We start from the raw sequence: 22083 nt of genomic DNA, 5'->3' as shown, positions 1-22083 counted from the left end.
ATTTCCCTCGCCTTACGATTTGGCTTTCGGCATCTGAGAAACCAGCGACAGGTTGACGTCCATCCCTTCCACCTGGAAGTGCGGCACCGCGAACAGCTTCACGCGGAAGAAGCCCGGGTTGTCCTCAATGTCTTCCACCACCACCTTCGCGTCGCGCAGCGGGTGAGAGGCCTGCAGCTCGTCGCCCGGGTCGGTCATTTCGGTGACCAACCCACGCACCCAGGTGTTGAGCTCCAGTTCCAGCAGACGACGATCCTTGGTGGTGCCGATGTTTTCACGCTGGATAAGCTTCAGGTAGTGCGCAATGCGCGACAGCAGGAAGATGTACGGCAGGCGCGCGTTGATCCGGCTGTTGGCGGTGGCGTCGGCGGTGTCGTACCGCGCCGGTTTCTGGGCGGAGTTCGCCGAGAAGAAGCAGGCGTAGTCGCGATTCTTGTAGAACGACAGCGGGATAAAACCGAGGCCGGCAAACTCAAACTCGCGGGTTTCCGGGATCATCACCTCGGATGGGATCTTCACCTGGTTGCCGGTACCCAGATCATAAAGATGGATCGGCAGATCTTTCACCGCCCCGCCCGCCTGCGGGCCGCGGATCTGCACGCACCAGCCGTTATTGATAAAGCTTTTCACCATGTTGGCGGCGAAGGAGAACGACGCGCTGGTCCACAGGTATTTCTCGTGGTCCGGACCTTTCACCTGCTCGACGTAGTTAAAGCTGCGCACCGGCACGGTGTCCGGACCATACGGCAGGCGGCCCAGCACGCGCGGCATTACCAGGCCGATATAGCGCGCATCGTCAGTATCGCGGAAGGATTTCCACTTGATGTACTCGGCGCGGTCGAAGTAGTTGCCGATATCCTTGATCGCGGCGACCTCTTCCATGGAATCTTTCAGGAAGAAAGCCGGGCCGACGGCGCCGATAAACGGCATATGCGCCGCGGATGAGACGTTAGATATGTTACGCAGCAGCGCCATGTCCTGCGGGCTAGCGTCGAACTCGTAAGCGGAGATCACCGATCCAATGGGCTCGCCGCCAGGGGTGTCGTACTCCGCGGTGTAGGTATGCCAGTAGAGGCCGCTCTGGATCAGCTCCGGCGCGTCTTCGAAGTCCTGGCGTAGATCGTCTTTCGATACGTCCAGAATTTCGGTTTTCACGTTCTGACTATAGTCGGTGCTGTCCACCAGTTGCTTCAAGCCGCGCCACAGGGACTCCACTTTCTGGAACGCTTCGTGGTGCATGATCGCATCCAGCTGGCGGCTAATCTGGTAATCCAGCTCCGCGATATGGTGATCGATCAGGGTCTTATCGAGCTTCTCCACCGGCTGGCCGGCCTTGCGGATGCAGTCCATAAACACCTGCATCGCCGCCGTCAGACGCTCGCCCGTCGGGGCGTCAGACAGTGCGGCATCGTCCAGAAAGTCGTTAATATCCCCCAGGCGGGATGCCGGGGTCAGGTTGATTTTTTCAAACAGGGAGGCGTACACGCCCTCTTTTTCCAGTACAGCAGTCTGCCCCTGCGCGGAGGCGGTTTCAGTATTTACAGACATCAGCATATTCCCGGTTAATCCATTAAATAACACACGCCGTTTATTTCGGGGCCAGTGCGCTCATTTCATCGCGTAATTCCTGAGACAGCGCCGGGTCTTTCAAAATCTTTTCGAGCTCTTTTCGGAAAGTGGCGTTATCAAGAAGGTTGGATTTGAGGTCGCGCAATAAATTACGCATCGCCAGCATGGCGCGAAGCTGCGGGATTTGACGGGCAACCTGCTCAGGCTCGAAGTCTTTCATATCGGCGAAGTTCAGCTTAATGCTTTCCTCCGTGCCATCTCCGGCCAGGGTATTCTGCACGGTCAGGTTTATTTCTGGATTGAATTCCGCAAGGACGCTGTTGAAGTTATTTTTATTGATGTTGATTTTTTCTCTTTCAGATAATGGCCGGTCCTCTTTACCATTACTGAAATCACCGAGGGTGAGAAGCTTTAGCGGTAACTCGACTTTCTTCTGTACCCCCCCTGTATGCAGAGCCAGCTTTAAATTAATGCGTGCCTTTGGCACTTCATTCTGGAAACTATCAGCCATAGCGGTCCCTTCCCTTGAGGAATATTTGTTAAAATAACGACGTTTGATGACAAAACCATAGTAGAGCAAAGCATCAGAAAATATCAACCTGTCAGTTCTAAAGTTCAATACAAGACTTTCCTTAAGCATTTTAATCCAAATATAAAAAATCAAAAGCATTAGACGAACAAAGCCAATATGAAATACCAACCATTTACTTACAATAAGGGCAGGATTTACGCCTGCCTAATGAATAAATAATGAATTTACATCTCAACAAACCTGTTTAGTTGATAAGAATCAATATAGAACGGTAATAATGATTATTTCCAGTATTGAGAAGATGGCTGATAACAGAAAGAAAAATAGAATTATTTTTACCGTTCACAAACTGTTCATGAGTCCTGAGCCGAAATTAATATAACCATAGCAAATGACAGACAGGATTAGTATAAAAGTTACAAATAATTTTTATCAGATGTCCTCTTTTGATTATTAAACCTGACGGGACCTTAATGATCAGTAAGTGCAATGAAATATTGGCATTTCATTCAGCCGGTATATTTAAATACGGCAGACAATAATGCTCATCGCCCATTAGTCCCTTCCCGCCGCCTGATTACTGGCGCCAGGTAACGTGAGTTTACTGGCTAAACGCCCAAGTAGCAGAGGTTGCCAGCGCCCTTCGAAAGCAGCGCGCCCGCTTCCCGCCAGCCAGGTCGCAAAGGATTGCAGCTGCGGATTCATTGTTTTGTTGTCCTGAGCCGAGTTGCGGTTCGCATTCCCTCTCCCGCCAGGCTATATCTTAGACACTTTAATTCATACAGGAGTGAATATGATGGGCAAAAAGATTCTGATGCTGGTGGGCGATTACGCCGAAGATTACGAGACCATGGTGCCGTTCCAGGCACTACAAATGATTGGACATCAGGTTGATGCTGTCTGTCCTGACAAATCCAAAGGCGACTACATTATGACCGCCATCCATGACTTTGACGGCGCCCAGACCTACAGCGAGAAACCCGGCCATCGCTTTATTCTCAACGCCGATTTCACAAGCGTGAAAGAGGCGGATTATGACGCGCTGTTGATCCCCGGCGGGCGGGCGCCAGAATATCTGCGCCTGAATGCGGAAGTACTTAAACTGGTGCAAGCGTTTGACGCGGCGCGTAAACCGATTGCCGCCGTTTGCCACGGCCCTCAGCTGTTGGCCGCGGCAGGCATATTAAAAGGCCGCACCTGCAGCGCCTATCCAGCCTGTGCGCCGGAAGTGCGGCTCAGCGGCGGGCATTTTGCCGACATTGGTATCGATCAGGCGCATATTGACGGCAATCTGGTTACCGCCCCCGCCTGGCCCGCCCATCCGCAATGGTTGGCGAAATTTGCCGAATTGCTGCGGTAGAAAAACAACCGGATAACAGCCTCCATGAAGACCGTCTGAAGGAGGCGCTGGCGCTAAAATCGCGCCAGCTCCGGGCTAAATACCAGGACCCATCAGTGCTTCACGATATACATTGTGCGGCTATAGGCCACGTCCTCCGGATTGGCTATCGGATACCCTTTCAGCCACGGTTTAATCAGACGCCCGTTGGTGTACTGATATATCGGCGCGATGGGCGCTTTCGCCATAATGATTTTTTCCGCCGCGTTGTAATCGTCATTGCGCGCTTTTTCCGACGTTTCCAGCGCCGCCTGGGTCAGAATTTTGTCGTAGGCCGGATCGTTGAAACGGGAGATATTGCCGCTATGGGTTGAGGTCAGCAGCGACAGAAACGTCGACGGTTCGTTGTAATCCCCCACCCACGAGGCGCGGATCACATCGAAATTGCCGGTATTGCGGCTGTCGATATAGGTTTTCCACTCCTGGTTTTGTAGCTTCACGTCGACGCCCAGATTTTTCTTCCACATTGACGCCACCGCAATCGCGATCTTCTGGTGGTTCTCCGAGGTATTGTACAGCAGCGTCAGCTTCAGCGGACGGTTTGGACCGTAGCCCGCCGCCTGCAGCAGCGCTTTCGCCTGGGCATTCAGTTCGGCCTGGCTCATGCTTTCGATTTGCGTCGGCTGCGGAGTAAAGCCTGCGGTCACGTCCGGAGTAAAGCGCCAGGCCGGTTTCTCGCCGGTACCCAGAATTTTCTCCGCCATCAGACGACGATCGATAGTCATGCTGAGCGCCAGGCGGACGCGCTCATCGGCGGTTGGCCCTTTCTGAGTGTTAAAGGCGTAATAATAAGTTCCCAGCTGCGGCGGAGTATAAACCTGCCCCGGAATATCCTTCAGCAGCTTCTGATACAGATTTTTCGGGAACGACTCGGTGATATCGATATCGCCGGCCAGATAACGTTTGGTGGCCGCTGACTCCTGGTTAATGGGCGTAAATGTGACCTGCTGGATCACCGTTTTGCCGTTATCCCAGTAGTGCGTATTGGGGACCACCACCAGCTTTTCATTCACTACGCGATCTTTTAAGACATACGCGCCGTTGCCAACCAGGCTTCCCGGACGCGTCCAGTTGTCGCCGCTCTCCACGTTAGCCTTCTGCACCGGATAGAAAGCAAAGCTGGCCGTCAGATTACTGAACCACGGCAACGGTTTATCCAGCTGCACGCGCAAGGTACGCGCGTCCACGGCGGTGACGCCGAGGGTGTCCGGCGCGGCTTTACCATCAATAATATTTTGCGCATTGGCGATTCCGGCCAGCGCAGCAAACCAGGCAAACGGGGACGTGGTTTTAGGATCAACCAGCCGCCGCCAGCTATAAACAAAATCCTCTGCCGTTACCGGCGTGCCGTCGGACCAGCGGGCGTTATCGCGCAGGGTAAATGTCCAGACGCGATTATCATTGCTCTGCCAGCGAGTCGCCACGCCCGGGATCAGGTTGCCTTTCTCGTCCTGATTGACTAAACCTTCAAAAAGATCGCGGATAACCTGAATTTCAGGCAGACCGACGGCTTTCGCGGGATCTAAGGAGGCGGGCTCGTCTTTAATGTGCCGCACCAGCACCTGGTTTTCGGCTAAAACGGTGCCCGGCGGGACATCAGCTGCCCAGGCAAGAGAAGAGACGCTGGCTAACCACAGCGCGCCGCATGTCAATGTGACAGGATACTTCATAAGATCCCCTTTAAAATAAAAAAACCAGAGCTGGCAGTGCGATAATTATTTGTTTCATCACCTGAAATTGCAAACGGCTTGTGAAAGAAAGTTGACGTCTATGCTGATTTCACTATCGCTGGAAACTATTTGATTCCGGGACGGTTTTACACAACACTGCTGAAAAATAATCGGATAACAGGATGCCCTATGCCCGTTTCTCGTCCTCGCCCCCAGCGTGGTGATTTTCCGCCAGGAACACAACGCTACGGCCAGTCTCACCTTGGCGCGCCGCTGCTGTGGTTCCCGGCGCCGCTGGCCGATAGCCGCAGCGGCCTGATTCTTGCCGGAACCCACGGCGATGAAGGTTCATCCATAGTCACGCTTTCCTGCGCGCTACGTACGCTCAAACCCGAGCTGCGCCGCCATCACGTGGTGCTGGCGGTCAACCCGGACGGCTGCCAGTTGGGGCTGCGCGCCAACGCGCGCGGCATCGACCTGAACCGGAATTTTCCGGCGGCGAACTGGAAAGAAGGCGAAACGGTTTATCGCTGGAACAGCGCGGCGGAGCAGCGCGATGTAGTCCTGCTCACCGGCGAAAAACCCGGTTCAGAACCGGAAACCCAGGCGCTGTGCCAGCTGATCCACCAGATCCACCCCGCGTGGGTGGTCTCGTTTCACGATCCGCTGGCCTGTATTGAAGATCCCGGCCACAGCGAACTGGGCCAGTGGCTAGCCGATGCGTTTAGCCTGCCGCTGGTGGGCAGCGTCGGCTATGAAACGCCCGGCTCCTTTGGCAGCTGGTGCGCGGATATCGGCCTGCCCTGCATTACCGCCGAATTCCCGCCGATATCCGCCGACGAAGCGACGGATAAATACCTGGCGGCCATGACGGACCTGCTGCACTGGCGCTCTCAAAGATGAAGCACGCCGGTGCTGAAATGCAGCGCCGGTTCGACGTCCACCGCCAGCCAGGTCGGGCCATCGAGGTCGGCAAAACGGGCAAGCGGCGCCAGCGGCAGCGCCGCGCTGATGGCTCTTGAGGTACACAGCATGCAGCCCAGCATCCGCGCAAATCCCAGGCGCTCCGCCTCCTGCGCCAACAGCAGCGCTTCGGTCAGGCCGCCAGTCTTATCAAGCTTGATATTGACCATCTCATAGCGGCCGCGCAGCGCCGCCAGGCTGTCGCGAGTATGGCAACTCTCATCGGCGCAAATGGGCAGCGGGTGGATAAAATTCTCCAGCGCCTCATCGGCCCCAGCCGGGAGCGGCTGTTCCAGCATCGCCACGCCGATATCCGCCAGCAGCTGGCAGCGCTCGGCCAGGCCATCGCCGCGCCAGGCTTCGTTAGCATCCACGATGAGCGTGGCCTGCGGAACCGCCTCGCGAATGGCAATCAACCGCTCGCTGATCAGATGGTCGTCGAGCTTCACTTTCAGCAACGTGGCCCCTTTCTCCCACAGCGCCGCAGCGCTGGCCGCCATCTGCTCCGGCGTGCCGATAACCACCGTCTGCGCCGTGACCATCCGCACCGGCAGGGCCACGCCTAAAAGCTGCGCGATGCTCTTACCCGCGCTGCGCGCCTGCCAGTCCCAGAGCGCGCAGTCCACGGCATTACGCGCTGCTCCTGGCGGCAGCAGGCGCTGGATCTCCTCACGGGAGACGCCGCGCTCAATCTGTTCGCCAATCGCCATAATCTGCGCCATCACCGAAGCAATACTCTCCCCGTAACGAGGATAGGGCGTGCACTCACCTGTGCCCTTGACGCCATTCTCTTCAATTTCCACCACCACGACTTTTGCCTCGCTGCGGCTGCCGCGGGCGATCACAAACGGGGTATGTAGCGGCCAGGCTTCTTCATAGACTCGCAGATTTCGCATTCCCTGAACCTCGCAGGTAAGTATTAAAAGGATTTGCCGTGCCGATGACGGATGTCATACACTAGCCGCGACGTTAACTATATGTAAACAGGAAGATAACCATGTCACAAACCGTGCATTTCCAGGGCAACCCCGTTTCTGTTCAAGGCACCATTCCGCAGGCAGGCGCTAAAGCGCAGCCGTTTACGCTGGTGGCCAAAGATCTCTCTGACGTCGCGCTGAGCCAGTTCGCAGGCTCCCGTAAAGTGCTGAACATTTTCCCAAGCATCGATACCGGCGTTTGCGCGGCATCGGTACGTAAATTTAACCAGCTGGCGTCTGAACTGAACAACACCGTGGTGCTGTGCATTTCCGCTGACCTGCCGTTCGCGCAGTCTCGCTTCTGCGGCGCGGAAGGCCTGAACAACGTTGTCACTCTGTCTACCCTGCGCGGCGCGCAGTTCCTGGCCGACTACGGCGTCGCTATCTCCGCGGGCCCGCTGGCCGGCCTGGCGGCGCGCGCTGTGGTCGTGATTGATGAAAACGACCAGGTTGTTTACAGCCAACTGGTGAATGAAATCACCGAAGAGCCGGACTACGACGCCGCCCTGGCCGCGCTGAAAGCGTAATAACGCCGCCAGGCCACGTAAGCCCTCGTTAACCGGGGGCTTTTTTATTCCCGCGCCGCATAGCGGGAGATAAAGCGCGCAATCGCCGGCCCGGTCAGTAAGATGGTGAACAGGCGCAGCGTCTGCATCGCCATAATAAACGACATATCCGCCCGCGTACCGGCGGCGATAATCGCCACCGTGTCCAGCCCGCCCGGACTGGTCGCCAGGTAGGCGGTCATAAAGTCCAGCGGCAAAACCTGCGTCAGCCCAAAAGCCATCAGCGCGCACAGCAGGATCAGACCAATAATCGATGCGAGGATCTGCGGCAGGGTTTTGAGCGCCAGCAGGAAAATCTGTTTATTAAACTTTAGACCAACGCTCCAGCCAACGGCGGCATAAGCCAGCGCCAGCAGCCACTCGGGAAGTTCAAGCTGCAGCCAACCTTCCCCCTGCGCCAGCGCCCCGATCAGCATTGGAAAGAGCATCGCGCCGGATGGAAAGCGCAGCCGTAGCCCCAACCACCCCGCTACCGCCGTCAGCAGCAGCGTGAGCGGTAACTGCCAGCTCACCGGAGGAAACCAGGCGACCTGCTGAGTCATCTCCTGCGCTTCACAGCCGAGCGCGACGCGAACGACCAGCGCCGCGGCCCCCGCAACAAACAGCACCCGCAGATACTGCATCAGCGCCACCAGCCGGACATCGGCGCCGTACTCCTGGGCCATAATCACCATCGCCGAGGCGCCGCCCGGCGAGCTCCCCCACGCCCCGGTGGCGCCGGGCAGGTCGCTGTAGCGCACCAGCAGCCATCCCGCCAGCGCGCTGATAGCGAGTGTAGAAAAGAGAATCAACAGCACCAGCGCCCAGTTCGCCAGCAGAACGCCGAAAATGGATGGCGTCAGGCTGCGGGCGATCATGCAGCCGATAATCGCCTGGGCGGCAATAAAAAAGGGACGGGGTACGCGAATTTCCGCGCCGCGCAGGCTGAGGATGATTCCGGCAATCATCGGCCCCAGCAGCAGCGCGGCGGGAAGGTGAAACCAGAACAATACAAAAGAGAGCGCGCTGGAGAGTACCAGCAGTTTCATCCATTGAAAAAAATCACTACGCCAGATCCGCATGCGTATTCCTGCCAAAAAGAGGGTAAAGACGAAGTATATACAGAATCATTCTACACCTGGACCCCGCCCTTTTCTGGAAATACCAACCGCCTGCCCGGGCAGACGGTTGGTGAGCATTACTCGTCGCCTTTTTTCTGGCTTAGGCCATATTCGCGCAGCTTATTGGCGATCGCGGTGTGCGAGACGCCAAGGCGCTTAGCCAGTTTACGCGTGCTGGGAAAGCTGCGATAAAGCTGGGTGAGCACCGAGCGTTCGAAACGGCGGGTAATATCATCCAGAGACCCCTCCATCGCTTCTTCGCCAACCGCCAGCGACGAGACGTCGTGATCCGGCAGCAGGATATCCTGAGGACGCAGCTCAAACCCGTCCAGCTGAGTCAGCGCGCGATAGATCGCGTTTTTCAGCTGACGCACGTTGCCCGGCCAGCTGTAGCGCGTCAGCACGCTATTTAAATCGGCTGAGAGTTTCGGCCGCGGAATGCCCTGCTCATCGGCAAAGCGCGCCACGAACAGTTCGGTCAGCGGCATGATGTCCTGCGGGCAGTCGCGCAGCGGCGGCAGATACAGCGTCAGCACATTCAGGCGATAATAGAGATCTTCGCGGAACAGCCCCTTTTGCACCAGCTCCACCAGGTTTTTCTGGGTCGCGCAGATCACCCGCACATCAACGTGGACCTCATGATCTTCACCGACGCGGCGGAAGGTGCCGTCGTTGAGAAAGCGCAGCAGTTTGGTCTGCATGCGCGGCGACATTTCGCCAATTTCATCCAGCAAAACCGAGCCGCCGTTAGCTTGCTCGAAGAAGCCCTTTTTCCCCTGGATGGCGTCGCCGAACAGCTCGCTTTCCACCGCGTCTTCCGGGATGGAGCCGCAGTTCAGCGCCAGATAAGGTTTCCCTGCGCGCGGACTCGCCAGGTGGCAGGCGTGGGCCAGCAAATCTTTCCCTGTGCCGGTATCCCCGACGATTAGCAGCGGCGCGCTGAGCATGGCCAGCTTGCGGGCCTGCTCGACGACATGGCGCATTTTCGGACCAACGGCGAGGATCTGGCTAAAGGCGCTGGTATCCTGAATGGTCATGGTTTGCAGCTGGCGCCCCATGCGGACCGTCGAACGCAGCATCGCTACCGCGCCGGTTAGCACCTTCTCGCCGTGCTCGCCTTCCAGGTAGACCGGGGTGATCTCCAGCAGAAAGTTCTGCCCGTTGACCACCACGTGTTCCGCATGCGACTCCTGAGGATCGTTTTCCAGCCAGCGCTGGACGTTAAAATCGGTAATCAGCTGCGCGACCGGATGGCTGCGCAGCTTATCCTGACTCTGGCCAAACAGCTGGCAGCTGGCCGGGTTAGCCAGTTCGACTTTTCCTTTGGTATCCAGAGACAGCACCGGTTCCGGCATCGCCACCAGCAGCGCGCTGAGCGCCAGGTGCTCCCGCTCTGACGGCATCCACGCCACGGTGCGCACGTCGGTGACGCCGGCGATACGACGAATTTCCGCCATCAGGCTGCTGAAGCTAGCGAACTCCAGCTCGGCGAAATTGAGATAAATTCGGCCAATAGGGTCAATGTCGATACCCCGCAGGTCGATACCGCGCAGCACCAGTAAATCGAGTAATTCACGAGTCAGACCAAGACGGTCTTCACAAAAGACTTCAAGACGCATAGGAGTTTTCACCCTAAAGAGGCCAATGACGGATGAATAATAGGACAGTTATGTGCTGGCGTGAAGCCAGCTGTCAACAATTATTGACAGTATGGCGGAAAAATGGCCTTTCTGCCGTAAAGTTATGCGCTACAGGGAGAATTCCCGGCTTGCGGCGCGAACGCCTTAGCCGGGCTACCAACTTATCAGGGCAACCGGCCGTAGCCCGGCTAAGCGTAGCGCGAGCCGGGAATGCCCAAAAACGCTATTTCTGCGGCGCGTTTTTGCTCTTCTGCAGAGTATCTTTTAGCTGACCGATCAGCTCGCGACGAAAATCCCCCAGCCGCGGTTTATCGTCGGCGATCCACGGCAGCGGGCGGCAGAGTTCCATCGCCTTAATACCCAGCCGCGCGGTCAGCAGCCCGGCGCCAATCCCCTGCGCCGCGCGCGCCGATAGCCTGGCCGCCAGATCCTGCGACATCCAGTCCATCCCGACTTCCCGCACCAGCTCGCTGGCGCCGGCAAAAGCGATATTCAGCAGCACCAGACGGAACAGGCGCAGGCGGCTGTAGTAGCCCAGCTCAATACCGTAGAGGGTGGCGATGCGGTTGATCAGCCGTAAATTGCGCCAGGCGATAAACGCCATATCCACCAGCGCCAGCGGACTGACGGCGATCATCAGCGTCGACTCCGCCGCCGAACGGCTGATTTCACGCCGCGCCTGCGCATCCAGTACTGGCTGTACGATCTGCGCGTACAGGCTCACCACTTCACGATCGTTCTGCGTTTCGTGGATTGCCGCATACCAGCGCTGCAGGGCCGGGTGGGATTGATCGAGCCCCGCCTGCAGGGCCAGCTTCTCGCAAAAGGCGCGCCCTTTGCCGACCGCATGGCTGTGCATCAGATCCCGCGCCTCATCTCGCTCGTGGGCACGCTGGCGTAGCCGCCACAGCCGGCGCCACTCGGTGGCCACCGAACCGACGCCCGCGCCGACGATCAAGGCGCCGGCAGCGCAGCCGCCGAGGGCGATCCAGTCCTGCGTTTGCCAGGCGGTCATCGTCCACTGCACGCCCTGCGCCACCACGCTGACGCCAAAGATAGCCAGCCCGGCGCTAACCATTTTTCGCCACAGGCTGCGCTTAGGCCGCAGCGCAGACTCCACTACCGCTTCCGCCGCGCCCTCTTCATCTTGCAGAACGTCAAGCCGCGCGGGAGCGAATTTCGCCGCGTCGGCGCCGTCAAACGCGCGCGCGGACTTGAGAATTTGCGCCTTTTCCTCCTCCAGCGGGCCGTCGAAATCGATACGCGGTTTTAAGGGTTCGGTCATCGCAATTTATCTCCGATCAAAAATTCCAGCGCCGCATCGAGGCGAATATGCGGCAGCGGTTTATCAACGTCCATCACCTGAGGGCGGAAGTTTTCAAACTGAAAGCCCTGCTGTTCCCAGAAGGCCTGGCCCGGCAGACGGGCGGGCACCTCGCCGGGGTAGACGGTCAGCGGCTGGCCGTCGCTCAGCCTGTGGCCTCGCAGCGCAGGGATCTTTTCGCCGTTCACCTCAATAAGCCCGCTCTGCGTCGCCTGAATCGACGCCAGCCCCAGGCAATCCATACTGATGCCTTCAAACGCTGCGTTCTGCCAGGCGTCCTGTATCAGTTGCTGCAGCAGCGACACCATATTGCTGTGCTGATCGACGGTCACGTGATCGGCTTTAGTCGCGGCGAACAGCAGCTTATCGATAACCGGTGAGAACAGGCGACGAAACAGCGTGCGCTGGCCATAGTGAAAACTTTGCATCAGCTGCGTCAGCGCCAGGCGCATATCGTTAAACGCCTGCGGCCCGCTGTTCAACGGCTGCAGGCAGTCCACCAGCACGATTTGCCGATCGAAGCGCAGGAAATGATCTTTATAGAAGCCCTTTACCACTTTCTCGCAGTAGTATTTAAAACGCTCGCGCAGCATTCCGGCATTGGTCTGTTTGTCCGCCTGCGCCAGCTTAGCCTCACCGGCGGCATCCACATCCGGCCAGGGAAAGAACTGCAGCGCCGGGGCGCCGGCCATTTCACCGGGCAGCACAAAGCGCCCTGGCTGAATAAAGTGCATCCCTTCGCGCTTACAGGTGTGCAGATAATCGGTCCACGCCGCGGCGATCTCCGCCAGACGGGTTTCATCGGCGGGCGCCAGCGGATCCAGACCTTCGCATAGCTGTCGCCAGCGCGCCGACCACTCCGCCCTCTGCCCCTGCAGTAGTCCGGTCATCTGCCGTGACCAGGTCAGATAGTCCTGGGCCAGCATCGGCAGATCCAGCAACCACTCGCCGGGATAATCGACAATCTCCAGATACAGGGTTGAGGTCTCTTTAAAATGGCGCAGCAGCGAATCGTTAGAGCGATAGCGCAGAGCAAGGCGGATTTCGCTGACGCCGCGGGTGGGCGTCGGCCAGACCGGCGGCTGACCGTAGAGCTGGGCCAGCCCTTCATCATAGGTGAAGCGCGGAATACCAAAATCCCGCTGCGGTACGCGCTTGACGCCCAGCAGGCGCTCTTCTCTGGCCGCGCTGAGCAGCGGCAGCCGCGCGCCGGCGTGAATATTCAGCAGTTGATTGACCAGCGCGGTGATAAAGGCGGTCTTGCCGCTGCGGCTAAGGCCGGTGACAGCCAGACGAAGATGCCGATCAACCCCACGGTTGATCAGCGCGTTAAATTCTGTTTTGAGTCGCTTCATCGCCATCCTGTTGAGCCTGAAGAACGAGGGAAATAGACATGAGGGCTAAAGAGATAATTATCAATAGATTGCATTAGCCCCGCTGCGACGGGGCCAACGATTATTTGCTGGCGCTTTTCGGCCTGGCTATCTCACTGAGGCCGCCGGCGTTAACCACCTGCGTGTAGCCCATTTCGCTCAGCAGCTGCTGAGCCTGGCCCGATTGCCGGCCAACGTTGCAATAAACGTGAATGGTATCGTTTTTATCCGGTACTTCCGCCGCAATCCGCGTTTTTAAATCCGCCAGCGGGATATTCACCGCCCCGACGACGTGCTCTTTTTGATACTGCTGCGGGACGCGGACATCGATCCAGTGCTCTGCCGCGAAGGCGGGTAAGGCCATCGCCAGCGCTAAACCCAGAAGGAGTTTTCGCATGTTATCATCCTGATAGTGTGAGTGTTTAGGCACTCATAACATACGCCATCCGCGACGTTTAGAAAACCGCTGCGCCGCCCGGCTGAGCATGGGTTCCAGAACAAGCATCAGCAGCATTTTCAGCGGCCGACGCGCGACGGATTTTACCGCCCAGCCAGCGACGCCCGCCGGGCCGTAGCGCAGCGCGGTGAGCAGCACCAGTTTGCCTGCGATTTTCAGACCCGGTTTGACTTTTTGCCCGGCCTGCTGCCATTTCATGTTCATCATTAACCTCAACTTTCAGTTATAGCTGGCGGAAACGACTGCGCAGCGAAAAGGTATCAGAGGTGACGTAGCGCTCCATTTCGCGCAGACGACGCTCCCCCGCTGCCAGTTCCTTATCCGCGGCGGCCAACAGCTCTCCGCTGCTCGGCGTTTTTTCACCATACAGCTCGCTTTCCGGCATCGGATCCAGCGCAAACGAGAGAATGATGTAGGCCACCACCACAAACAGGAACAGGCCAAAAATCATTGCCAGTACGGTAATCAGGCGCACCAGCTTTACCGGCACGTCCAGATACTGCGCGATACCGGCGCAGACCCCTTTCACCATGCCCTGCTGCGGAATGCGCCACAGTTTTTTACTCAGATCCAGTCCGCCCATTATTTCTCTCTCCAGTTCGGGTGCTCAGCGTCAAGAATCGCCTCCAGCGCCTGAATACGCTCGCGCATGCGCTTCGCGTCATCGGTCAGCTGCAGCAGGCGCTGCTGTTCATTCTGCGATAGGCTGCCGCTGGCGGTACGGTTGTTGTAGTGCAGCCAGAGCCAGACCGGCAACACAAACAGCACAAACAACGTCAATGGGATGGCGAGAAAAAGCATGCTCATATGAACTCCTTGCAGATGGCGGCGGCACGTCTTGGTGCCGCCCGAATACGATTACTGATTATTTTGATTCATTTTGGCTTTTAACGCCGCCAGCTGCTCGCTGATTTCATCGTCCGCTTTCAGATCGGCGAACTGCTGATCCAACGACTTATCTTTGCCGAAGCGGTGGCTTTCCGCTTCTGCTTCCATATGGTCGATACGACGTTCAAATGATTCAAAACGCGCCATCGCCTCGTCAATCTTGCCGCTGTCCAGCTGACGGCGAACGTCGCGGGAGGAGCTTGCGGCCTGATGACGCAGCATCAGCGCCTGCTGGCGGGCGCGGGTTTCGCTGAGTTTGTTTTCCAGCTCGCCAATCTCTTTTTTCATCCGCGCCAGCGTTTCATCAACTAGCTGCGCTTCGTTTTCCAGGCTGCCGATAAGGTCGGTCAGCTTTTGCTTTTCAATCAGCGCCGCACGGGCCAGATCCTCTTTCTCTTTGCGCAGCGCCAGTTCGGCTTTTTCCTGCCATTCCGCCTGCTGGGCAACGGCCTGTTCAATACGACGGCTCAGCTGTTTCTTTTCAGCCAACGCTCGCGCGGAGGTCGAACGCACTTCAACCAGCGTGTCTTCCATCTCCTGAATCATCAGTCGAACCAGCTTCTGCGGATCTTCCGCTTTCTCCAGCAGGGAGTTGATGTTGGCGTTCACGATGTCGGCAAAACGAGAAAAAATACCCATAATTTCAATCCTCATAGTTCTGGTGTCAGGCACCGGCCTGTGCCATGACTAATACAAATGCCGTGCCAAGTTTTTATCTTATTGATTTTAATGGAAGTGGTTGTTATCTGGCCAGCGCATTGCTAAAGTGACCTGGTGAATCACACTACTAAATGGCGAAATTCATCATGGCGGATTACAAGGACAACCTGCTCGGCGAGGCCAATAGCTTTCTTGAGGTGCTTGAGCAGGTCTCAAGACTGGCGCCGCTCGATAAACCGGTGCTGGTGATTGGCGAGCGCGGAACCGGCAAGGAGCTGATCGCCAGCCGTCTGCACTTCCTCTCTTCCCGCTGGCAGGGGCCGTTTATCTCACTGAACTGCGCGGCGCTCAATGAAAATCTGCTCGATTCGGAGCTGTTCGGGCATGAGGCCGGCGCCTTTACGGGGGCCAGTAAACGTCACCCGGGGCGCTTCGAGCGCGCCGACGGCGGTACCCTGTTTCTCGATGAGCTGGCCACCGCGCCGATGCTGGTACAGGAAAAGCTGCTGCGCGTGATTGAGTATGGCGAACTCGAGCGCGTCGGCGGCAGCCAGCCGCTGCAGGTTAACGTCCGCCTGGTGTGCGCGACCAACGCCGACCTGCCGCAAATGGTGGAAGACGGGCTTTTTCGCGCCGACCTTCTCGACCGTCTGGCCTTTGATGTGGTGCAGCTGCCGCCGCTGCGCGAGCGCCAGAGCGATATCATGCTGCTCGCCACCCAGTTTGCCATCCAGATGTGCCGCGAGCTCGGATTACCACTGTTTCCCGGCTTTAGCGAACGCGCCGCCGAGACGCTGCAAAACTACCGCTGGCCGGGAAATATCCGTGAATTAAAAAACGTGGTTGAACGTTCGGTCTACCGCCACGGCAGCAGCGAGCGCGAGCTGGATAATATTATTATTAACCCCTTCCGCCAGCAGCACACGGCGACGCCCGTCGAAGTGGAGAAGACGCCTGGCCCCACGCTGCCGCTCGATTTACGCGCTTTCCAGCAGGAGCAAGAAAAAAGCCTGCTCGAGAGAAGCCTCGAACAGGCGAAGTACAATCAAAAGCAGGCGGCCGAACTACTGGGCCTCACCTATCACCAGCTGCGGGCGCTGCTGAAAAAGCATCAGCTTTGACCTGTACGCGGAAGCAGCAGCGCGCTCAGCGCCATTGACCCAAGACAGAGCGCGGCGTTAAACCACAGCGCGTACTGCGCCGCGCTGGCCATCCCCAGCGGTAAGAACAGCGCAAAAAGTGACGCTGTCACCGCTATCCCCATCGCCCCGCCGAGCGAACTCCCCATCTTATAGATCCCCGAGGCCACGCCGACCTTATTCTCAGGAGCGTTGACCACCGCGGTATCCGTTGACGGGGTGGCGTAGCAGCCCAGCCCAAAGCCAAACAGCACGTTGCTGAAAAAGACCGTGACGATATAGGTCGATTTATCGAGAAAGGTACAGGAGATAAGCAGAATGCCAACGGCGGTAAAGACCGGGCCGATCATCATCGGCAGACGCGCGCCGTAGCGTTGCAATAGCTTCTCGCCGACGCGGATCATCGCCAGCACGGTGACCAGGTAGCCAAGCGTCATCATGCCGCTCTCCAGCGGGCTCAGATGATGCCCCTGCTGGAGCCAGATACTGGCAATCATCATGGTACCGATGGCGCCGTTGAGCATAAAGTTTGACAGCACCGCCGCGCTGTAGGCCCGGTTGCGAAACAGCGCGAAATCAATCAGCGCCGCGTCGCCCTTACGCTGGCCGTTGCGGATAAAAAACAGCCCCGAGGCCAGCGCGCCGGCCAGCATCGCCAGCGAGGTTGCGCTGGTCCAGCCCCAGCCGTGGCCTTTGCTGATAAACAGATTTAACAGCACCAGCGCAAGGATCAGGCTAATCAGGCCGCTGATGTCCAGCTTATGCTGCTGCGCGCTGGCGCTACGGCTTTCCGGCGTACCGCGCAGCAACAACAGCGCCGCCAGCGCTACCGCGATGGAGAAAACAAAGATCCAGCGCCAGCCCAGTCCGGTAGCAATCGCCCCGCCGACAAACGAGCACAGCCCGCTGCCGCCCCAGGAGCCGATGACCCAGAAGCTGACCGCCCGCTGGCGCGCTTTGCCCTCGTACCAGGTTTTAATTAACGCCAGCGTCGCCGGCATGATGCAGGCGGCCGACAGCCCCTGTAAAACGCGCCCGGCCAGGAACAGCGCGGGCCCCTGCGACAGCACCAGCATCGCGCTGCCGACAATGCTGAGGATCAGGCCGAACGAGGTCATACGCATGCGGCCGAATTTATCCGCCAGACCGCCGCTGGCGACCACGAAGCAGCCACTGAATAAGGCGCTCAGGCTCACCGCCAGGGTCAGGGTTTCCAGCGAAATATCGAGGCTGCTTTTCATCGCCGGAACCACGTTAATCACCGACTGGGCAAACAGCCAGAAGGTCAGAACGCTCAATACAATACCCGCCAGCAGACGATCGGTGCCGACGAACTGCGCTTCGCTTAGCGATACAGAACTCATAGCAGGGTCCTCTTCGTTGCGGACATTAACGCAAGTAGTGTTCCGTCAGGGCGCACCACAGCGCGGCGCCTTTCAGCAACAGCGCATCGTTGAAGTCGTATCCGGGGTTATGCACCATGCAGCGATCCGCTTCGTCCCCGGCCCCGAGGGTGAAATAGCAGCCGTTCGGATTGCGCTCAAGCATAAAAGCAAAGTCTTCGCTGCCCATAAACGGTTTCACCTCGCCGACCTGCGCCTCGCCAAACAGCGCGGTCGCCACCGTGCGTACCATCTCATTGGCTACCGGATCGTTCCTTAAAACCGGGCTACCGTTTACGTGGGTTAAGGCGGCGCTGGCGTTAAAGCTCTCGGCCTGAGCGACGGCGATATCGTGGATGCGCTGCAGGACGGTCTCGCGAACCTGTTCGTTCAAGGTGCGAACCGTGAGCTTCATTAACACCTTGTCGTTGATAATGTTCGGCGCGTGCCCGGCCTGAATGCTGCCCACGGTCACCACCGCCGGTTCAAACGGCGTGATGTTGCGGGAAACAATCGATTGCAGCGCCAGAGTGATATGACAGGCCACCAGCGTGGCGTCGACGGTATGCTCCGGCACCGCGCCGTGGCCGCCCACCCCTTTGACTTCAATATGGAGAGTGTCCGAGGAGGCCATCATCGCTCCATCGCGCAGGCCAACTCTACCTAACGGCTGCCCCGGCATATTATGCAGGCCAAAAATGGCATCGCAGGGAAACTGGTCAAACAGGCCGTCTTCGAGCATGACCCGACCGCCGTAGAGCAGCTCTTCGGCGGGCTGAAAAATAAGCTGTAGCGTGCCGTTAAACTGTCGGGTACGCGCCAGATATTCCGCGGCGTACAATAGCGTGGTGGTATGGCCGTCGTGGCCGCAGCCGTGAAAACGTCCATCGACCCGGCTGGCCCACGCCTTGCCGCTCATCTCCTGCATCGGCAGCGCGTCCATATCCGCCCTTAGCCCCAGGCGTTTTTTGCCGTCGCCCGCGCTTAAGGTAGCGACCACGCCGGTGCCCGCCAGACCGCGGTGAACCTGATAGCCCCATTCGCCGAGCAGGCGGGCAACCTCTTCGCTGGTTTTATGCTCTTCAAAACCGATTTCCGGCTGCTGATGGAAACGGCGGCGAAGCGCGACAAACTGCGCCTCGTTAACCTGTAATGCCTCAATAATCGGGTGTGTCATTTTTATTATTCCTGTGTTGTGTTTGCACGACACTTTCGAGTTTATGCATCCCTGACGGCTTTAAAATGCGCTTTTTTGTTTTATAGTGACGGATTATTAATGAGTGTTTTTCATACAAAACGGTTATGACAAAAAATGACGTGCTGTTTTTTGTCTCCAGGAGGCGACGGTGGACCAGCATTCAGGCGACTTTCAGGTAGCGGTTCGTGATATCCGTCAGTGTCGCGAAGAGGAAACCGATGCGCTGACGTTGATATGGCTGCTGGAGGGCAGCGCCGAGCTCCACAATGAAGAGACGGGTCGATACCTTCAGCAGGATGAGCTGGCGATAGTCAACCGCAGCCACCGCTGGCGCCTGAGCAGCAAGACGGCGAATGTAGTGATGACGCTGTCGCTCAGCGCCGGGTGGCTAACGCGCCTTGATGGCGATTTTTTTGCGGCCGACTACCAGATCAGCAGCGAAACGCGCGATGCCGAGGACACGCTACGTTATCTGATGCGCCAGCTGCTGGTCCTCGGCCTGGTCAATCCGCAGGCCCACTATCGGCTGGAGGCCAACCGCTGGCTTAGCGAAATCGCCCTTCTGCTGGCGTCACGCTTCAGCCGTCCTCTGACCGCCCAGGCGCCTCGCGGCGCCGAACGCTGGAGTCAGCGAATTAACCGAGTGGTGGCGCGAATCGACGCCAACTATCAACGGCGCCTGTCGCTGCAGGAGATTGCCGCCGCGGAGTTTGTTTCCGAGGCCTGGCTGTCGCGTCTGTTCCGCAAAGAGGTAGGCGTCAGCTTTATGCAGTACATTACCGGGCTGCGCCTGCGCAAGGCCGCCGAGCAGCTGACGGCCACGCGCAGGTCGGTGCAGCAGATCGCCCAGCAGCATGGCTTCGCCAGCAGCCGGGTGATGAGCGACCTGTTTAAACGCGAGCACGGCCTGACGCCGCGCCAGTTCCGCCAGCAGCACCCGCAGAAGCCGGTCGAATCTCCCCGCCCGCACCTACAGCAGACCGAGCGATGGCAGCCGGTGTCAATCGATCGGCTGTACGCCCGGCTCAATGCGCCGCAAACCAACGGCCTGGATAGCCCGCCGCTGCGGCTCAATCCCCAGCAAACCCGCCATCTTGATGTGCGTGAACTGCCGGCGCGTGCCACGCCGCTGCGTCACACCCGCATGGTCGTGACCGTTCGTGAACTGGACGATCTGCTGCGCGAGGATGTCCGCCGCGAGCTGGAACAGCTGCACGGCGCGCTGCCGATATTCGCCATCGATATTCACGATCCGTTTCTCAGCAGCCGTCTGTTCAGCACCGGCTGGGACGATCCGCAAATGGCCGGCTACGCCTGCTGGTATAATCTGCAGCGCATATTTAGCTGGCTGGCGACAATGGGCTGGGCGGTCATACTGCATACCGGGCTCACCACCCGCGGCGATCTGCTGCAACGCTTTCTGCGGCTCTCCGCCAACCATTTTCCGCCGACAACCCTGGCCAGCTGGCGCTTCGTCTGGCACTGGTCCCCCCAGGCCAGCGACGAGGCGCGCCAGCACGCCTGGCGGCAACAAAAAGCGATCCTGCAGAGGCTATCGCCGCAGTCGGCGCTGGGGATCTGGCACCGTTTTCCCCAACAGGTAGAGGACGATCCCCTTCTGCGCTCACCGCTGCTGGCCGAGGCGGATTTTCTTGCCTGCCAGGCCGATGCCAACGAACTGCTGGATCTGGCGCAGATTGACAGCCAGAAGCTGGCCGCCAGCGAAAACTATCCGGTACACAAATTACGCAAGCTCCATAGCGCCCTACGTCAGCGGCATCTCCTGCTGCCGCTTTGGCTGCTCTCGTGGAATACCCTCACCGGTGATACCCGCGATACCAACGGCCGTTTCTTTCGCGGCGCGCTGCTGATGGATAATTTGCTGGGACTGGCGGATCGGGTTTGGCTGGCAGGGTTCTGGCTGAATTCCGGATTGCAGGGAGAAGCCCGGGCTAACGGCAAGCTGGATACCTCCAGTCTGGCGCTGCACTATCTCCACGGTCTGCCGCGACCGGTCTACTGGGTATTGTGGCTATGGCGCAGACTGCGGGGCGAGGTGTTGATCAACGACAAGAACTTGCTGCTGTTGCGCCATCACGGCCATTATCAGCTGCTGCTGCGCAACACGGTGGTGTTCAACCCCTGGCTCTCCAGCGAGGAGGCGTTTACCCAGCGCTTCAGTCAGCCCTGGAGCGTGCGGCTCCTCGGCCTTGAGGGGCGCTGGCGAATCAAACAGCATCTGTTCGATCAGCACCATGGCGCGCTCTTCCCGCTATTCGAGGCCTTTCGCAGCCAAAGCGGGCCGGACGAGGAGGACTATCGCTGGCTGATGCACCGGGCGCGCCCGGCGCTGCGCGTCAGCGAAGAGACGCCGGATAGCGACCGCTGGCAGCTTGTCGACACGCTGGAGAGCAACGCGCTGGCGCTTTATGAATTCACGCCGCTCACGGACTAAAAGTGACAGCGTCACATTGAGATTTCTTCCCGCAAGCGACCTGTGCCGTGGAAAATGGCGTTTGACTGCGCGGGAGCCGGTTCCCATGTAGTTAAAAAATTGTAACTAGCAAGATATCTTCATGTGAACTATCATCGGCGCATCATGACTCAATGGACTGAAAATAAAGATGATTCCGGTTAATCCTTCTACGCTTGGCCGCTATGCGGCGCACGTCAGCCTGGTCCATACCATGAAAAGCCACCGCGCGCCGGCGCTTTCGGTCATGATGATCTTTTCGGACCTGCTTATCCGCTCAACCGAAGATTCATATCGTCAACAGGGCTGGACAATTACGCCGCAGAACAGCGGCCTGGTCCTGCGTACCTATGTCGCCATCCATCACGATGGTGGAAAGCTGGAAATAAATCCCAAAGATTATATCGCCCGCTATAACCGCCTCCTTCCCCTCTAACGCCTCAACATCCAGCGAGCCGTGCGGATACGGCTCGCTGGAGAAACCGCAAATAAAAAGATACCATGTGGCGAAAATCGGGGCTGCGGCGCAAATAAGCGCCATGCTCAATACCCATAGCATTCTCAAGCCGTGCAGCAGATGAATCGAAAATACGCGTCGCTCAACCCCTTGCTTGCCTGATGCCAAACGTCGGGTGATTTACGAGGTATACTCGAAGTTAATAAGCGGTATGAACTTGAATCCGTTGGTCAAATAACCGACGCAACCATCGCTTATATTATCTCCATAAGCAATAAGGTGGTGGTAAATGTTATTTAATATTAATAAGATAGAG

Annotated in this window: 22 protein-coding genes; 6 read left to right on the top strand and 16 right to left on the bottom strand. The window is 58.0% G+C overall.

Annotated elements, in window-relative coordinates:
* Positions 1-12: 12 nt before the first annotated feature.
* From tssC to CMQ96_RS28695, 3 genes are all read right to left on the bottom strand, one after another.
* Positions 13-1548 (bottom strand): type VI secretion system contractile sheath large subunit, encoded by a 1536-nt coding sequence (gene tssC / locus CMQ96_RS21030; RefSeq protein WP_098067297.1) that lies wholly within the window; start codon positions 1546-1548, stop codon positions 13-15.
* A gap of 40 nt (positions 1549-1588) precedes the next feature.
* Positions 1589-2080, bottom strand: a complete 492-nt coding sequence (gene tssB / locus CMQ96_RS21025; RefSeq protein WP_082236738.1) for a type VI secretion system contractile sheath small subunit — start codon at positions 2078-2080, stop codon at positions 1589-1591.
* 576 nt (positions 2081-2656) lie between these two features.
* Complete coding sequence (locus CMQ96_RS28695) at positions 2657-2806, bottom strand: hypothetical protein (RefSeq protein ID WP_158414303.1); 150 nt, start codon at positions 2804-2806, stop codon at positions 2657-2659.
* 91 nt (positions 2807-2897) lie between these two features.
* Here CMQ96_RS28695 and CMQ96_RS21020 point away from each other — a divergent pair, with 91 nt between their 5' ends.
* On the top strand, positions 2898-3461 hold the full coding sequence (locus CMQ96_RS21020; RefSeq protein ID WP_098067296.1) for a DJ-1/PfpI family protein: 564 nt from the start codon (positions 2898-2900) through the stop codon (positions 3459-3461).
* 92 nt (positions 3462-3553) lie between these two features.
* Here the strand turns inward: CMQ96_RS21020 and CMQ96_RS21015 are convergent, their stop codons facing one another.
* Positions 3554-5170 carry an ABC transporter substrate-binding protein gene (locus tag CMQ96_RS21015; protein WP_049085751.1) on the bottom strand — a complete coding sequence of 539 codons (1617 nt, stop codon included), beginning with the start codon at positions 5168-5170 and terminating at the stop codon, positions 3554-3556.
* Positions 5171-5359: 189 nt separating this feature from the next.
* On the opposite strand from CMQ96_RS21015, the gene mpaA reads away from it, so the two are divergent.
* Complete coding sequence (mpaA, locus tag CMQ96_RS21010; RefSeq protein WP_004139281.1) at positions 5360-6073, top strand: murein tripeptide amidase MpaA; 714 nt, start codon at positions 5360-5362, stop codon at positions 6071-6073.
* Here the strand turns inward: mpaA and ycjG are convergent.
* A complete protein-coding gene (gene ycjG, locus CMQ96_RS21005) occupies positions 6064-7029 on the bottom strand; it encodes an L-Ala-D/L-Glu epimerase (protein ID WP_004139282.1) in 966 nt (321 codons plus the stop codon). The genes mpaA and ycjG overlap by 10 nt on opposite strands.
* Before the next feature lie 101 nt (positions 7030-7130).
* Between ycjG and tpx the strand changes: the two genes are divergently transcribed.
* The gene (tpx, locus tag CMQ96_RS21000) at positions 7131-7637 is read left to right on the top strand and encodes a thiol peroxidase (protein WP_004101479.1); all 507 of its coding nucleotides are present in this window, start codon (positions 7131-7133) and stop codon (positions 7635-7637) included.
* Positions 7638-7681: 44 nt separating this feature from the next.
* On the opposite strand, the gene CMQ96_RS20995 is transcribed toward tpx, so the two are convergent.
* From CMQ96_RS20995 to pspA, 9 genes are all read right to left on the bottom strand, one after another.
* Complete coding sequence (locus CMQ96_RS20995) at positions 7682-8737, bottom strand: AbrB family transcriptional regulator (RefSeq protein ID WP_176519001.1); 1056 nt, start codon at positions 8735-8737, stop codon at positions 7682-7684.
* A gap of 116 nt (positions 8738-8853) precedes the next feature.
* The gene (tyrR, locus tag CMQ96_RS20990; RefSeq protein ID WP_004121199.1) at positions 8854-10395 is read right to left on the bottom strand and encodes a transcriptional regulator TyrR; all 1542 of its coding nucleotides are present in this window, start codon (positions 10393-10395) and stop codon (positions 8854-8856) included.
* A gap of 244 nt (positions 10396-10639) precedes the next feature.
* Positions 10640-11701, bottom strand: a complete 1062-nt coding sequence (locus tag CMQ96_RS20985; protein ID WP_098067283.1) for a YcjF family protein — start codon at positions 11699-11701, stop codon at positions 10640-10642.
* The gene (locus tag CMQ96_RS20980; protein ID WP_024360670.1) at positions 11698-13095 is read right to left on the bottom strand and encodes a YcjX family protein; all 1398 of its coding nucleotides are present in this window, start codon (positions 13093-13095) and stop codon (positions 11698-11700) included. The genes CMQ96_RS20985 and CMQ96_RS20980 overlap by 4 nt, the downstream gene beginning before the upstream one ends.
* 100 nt (positions 13096-13195) lie before the next feature.
* Entirely contained in the window at positions 13196-13510 is a 315-nt protein-coding gene (pspE, locus tag CMQ96_RS20975) for a thiosulfate sulfurtransferase PspE (protein WP_064342514.1), read from the bottom strand.
* Positions 13511-13543: 33 nt separating this feature from the next.
* Positions 13544-13774, bottom strand: coding sequence for a phage shock protein PspD (pspD, locus tag CMQ96_RS20970; RefSeq protein WP_004101464.1), 231 nt, complete (start codon positions 13772-13774; stop codon positions 13544-13546).
* Positions 13775-13793: 19 nt separating this feature from the next.
* Positions 13794-14153, bottom strand: coding sequence for an envelope stress response membrane protein PspC (gene pspC / locus CMQ96_RS20965; protein WP_004101461.1), 360 nt, complete (start codon positions 14151-14153; stop codon positions 13794-13796).
* Positions 14153-14377, bottom strand: coding sequence for an envelope stress response membrane protein PspB (gene pspB, locus CMQ96_RS20960; protein WP_004101459.1), 225 nt, complete (start codon positions 14375-14377; stop codon positions 14153-14155). The genes pspC and pspB overlap by 1 nt, the downstream gene beginning before the upstream one ends.
* Before the next feature lie 51 nt (positions 14378-14428).
* A complete protein-coding gene (pspA, locus tag CMQ96_RS20955) occupies positions 14429-15097 on the bottom strand; it encodes a phage shock protein PspA (RefSeq protein WP_004121203.1) in 669 nt (222 codons plus the stop codon).
* Between the two features lie 152 nt (positions 15098-15249).
* Between pspA and pspF the strand changes: the two genes are divergently transcribed.
* Positions 15250-16239 (top strand): phage shock protein operon transcriptional activator, encoded by a 990-nt coding sequence (gene pspF, locus CMQ96_RS20950; RefSeq protein ID WP_024360673.1) that lies wholly within the window; start codon positions 15250-15252, stop codon positions 16237-16239.
* Here pspF and CMQ96_RS20945 read toward each other — a convergent pair.
* A complete protein-coding gene (locus CMQ96_RS20945; protein ID WP_004139300.1) occupies positions 16230-17621 on the bottom strand; it encodes an MFS transporter in 1392 nt (463 codons plus the stop codon). The genes pspF and CMQ96_RS20945 overlap by 10 nt on opposite strands.
* Before the next feature lie 25 nt (positions 17622-17646).
* A complete protein-coding gene (locus CMQ96_RS20940; RefSeq protein ID WP_024360675.1) occupies positions 17647-18816 on the bottom strand; it encodes a M20 aminoacylase family protein in 1170 nt (389 codons plus the stop codon).
* A gap of 169 nt (positions 18817-18985) precedes the next feature.
* Here CMQ96_RS20940 and CMQ96_RS20935 point away from each other — a divergent pair, with 169 nt between their 5' ends.
* Positions 18986-21292, top strand: coding sequence for a helix-turn-helix domain-containing protein (locus CMQ96_RS20935; RefSeq protein ID WP_098067282.1), 2307 nt, complete (start codon positions 18986-18988; stop codon positions 21290-21292).
* A gap of 169 nt (positions 21293-21461) precedes the next feature.
* A complete protein-coding gene (locus CMQ96_RS20930) occupies positions 21462-21746 on the top strand; it encodes a hypothetical protein (protein ID WP_004139305.1) in 285 nt (94 codons plus the stop codon).
* Positions 21747-22083 lie beyond the last annotated feature (337 nt).

The organism is Klebsiella sp. MBT K-1 (assembly GCF_002556465.1).
In the GTDB taxonomy this organism is placed as follows: Bacteria; Pseudomonadota; Gammaproteobacteria; order Enterobacterales; family Enterobacteriaceae; genus Klebsiella; species Klebsiella grimontii.
The sequence above is the reverse complement of the archived record's forward strand: the minus strand, read 5'-3'. Positions and strand labels throughout refer to the sequence as shown.

Bases quoted from the DNA above. Each gene is read 5' to 3' on its own strand.
- tssC (WP_098067297.1), bottom strand. From the start codon at position 1,548: ATGTCTGTAAATACTGAAACCGCCTCCGCGCAGGGGCAGACTGCTGTA.
- tssB (WP_082236738.1), bottom strand. From the start codon at position 2,080: ATGGCTGATAGTTTCCAGAATGAAGTGCCAAAGGCACGCATTAATTTA.
- CMQ96_RS28695 (WP_158414303.1), bottom strand. From the start codon at position 2,806: ATGAATCCGCAGCTGCAATCCTTTGCGACCTGGCTGGCGGGAAGCGGG.
- CMQ96_RS21020 (WP_098067296.1), top strand. From the start codon at position 2,898: ATGGGCAAAAAGATTCTGATGCTGGTGGGCGATTACGCCGAAGATTAC.
- CMQ96_RS21015 (WP_049085751.1), bottom strand. From the start codon at position 5,170: ATGAAGTATCCTGTCACATTGACATGCGGCGCGCTGTGGTTAGCCAGC.
- mpaA (WP_004139281.1), top strand. From the start codon at position 5,360: ATGCCCGTTTCTCGTCCTCGCCCCCAGCGTGGTGATTTTCCGCCAGGA.
- ycjG (WP_004139282.1), bottom strand. From the start codon at position 7,029: ATGCGAAATCTGCGAGTCTATGAAGAAGCCTGGCCGCTACATACCCCG.
- tpx (WP_004101479.1), top strand. From the start codon at position 7,131: ATGTCACAAACCGTGCATTTCCAGGGCAACCCCGTTTCTGTTCAAGGC.
- CMQ96_RS20995 (WP_176519001.1), bottom strand. From the start codon at position 8,737: ATGCGGATCTGGCGTAGTGATTTTTTTCAATGGATGAAACTGCTGGTA.
- tyrR (WP_004121199.1), bottom strand. From the start codon at position 10,395: ATGCGTCTTGAAGTCTTTTGTGAAGACCGTCTTGGTCTGACTCGTGAA.
- CMQ96_RS20985 (WP_098067283.1), bottom strand. From the start codon at position 11,701: ATGACCGAACCCTTAAAACCGCGTATCGATTTCGACGGCCCGCTGGAG.
- CMQ96_RS20980 (WP_024360670.1), bottom strand. From the start codon at position 13,095: ATGAAGCGACTCAAAACAGAATTTAACGCGCTGATCAACCGTGGGGTT.
- pspE (WP_064342514.1), bottom strand. From the start codon at position 13,510: ATGCGAAAACTCCTTCTGGGTTTAGCGCTGGCGATGGCCTTACCCGCC.
- pspD (WP_004101464.1), bottom strand. From the start codon at position 13,774: ATGAACATGAAATGGCAGCAGGCCGGGCAAAAAGTCAAACCGGGTCTG.
- pspC (WP_004101461.1), bottom strand. From the start codon at position 14,153: ATGGGCGGACTGGATCTGAGTAAAAAACTGTGGCGCATTCCGCAGCAG.
- pspB (WP_004101459.1), bottom strand. From the start codon at position 14,377: ATGAGCATGCTTTTTCTCGCCATCCCATTGACGTTGTTTGTGCTGTTT.
- pspA (WP_004121203.1), bottom strand. From the start codon at position 15,097: ATGGGTATTTTTTCTCGTTTTGCCGACATCGTGAACGCCAACATCAAC.
- pspF (WP_024360673.1), top strand. From the start codon at position 15,250: ATGGCGAAATTCATCATGGCGGATTACAAGGACAACCTGCTCGGCGAG.
- CMQ96_RS20945 (WP_004139300.1), bottom strand. From the start codon at position 17,621: ATGAGTTCTGTATCGCTAAGCGAAGCGCAGTTCGTCGGCACCGATCGT.
- CMQ96_RS20940 (WP_024360675.1), bottom strand. From the start codon at position 18,816: ATGACACACCCGATTATTGAGGCATTACAGGTTAACGAGGCGCAGTTT.
- CMQ96_RS20930 (WP_004139305.1), top strand. From the start codon at position 21,462: ATGATTCCGGTTAATCCTTCTACGCTTGGCCGCTATGCGGCGCACGTC.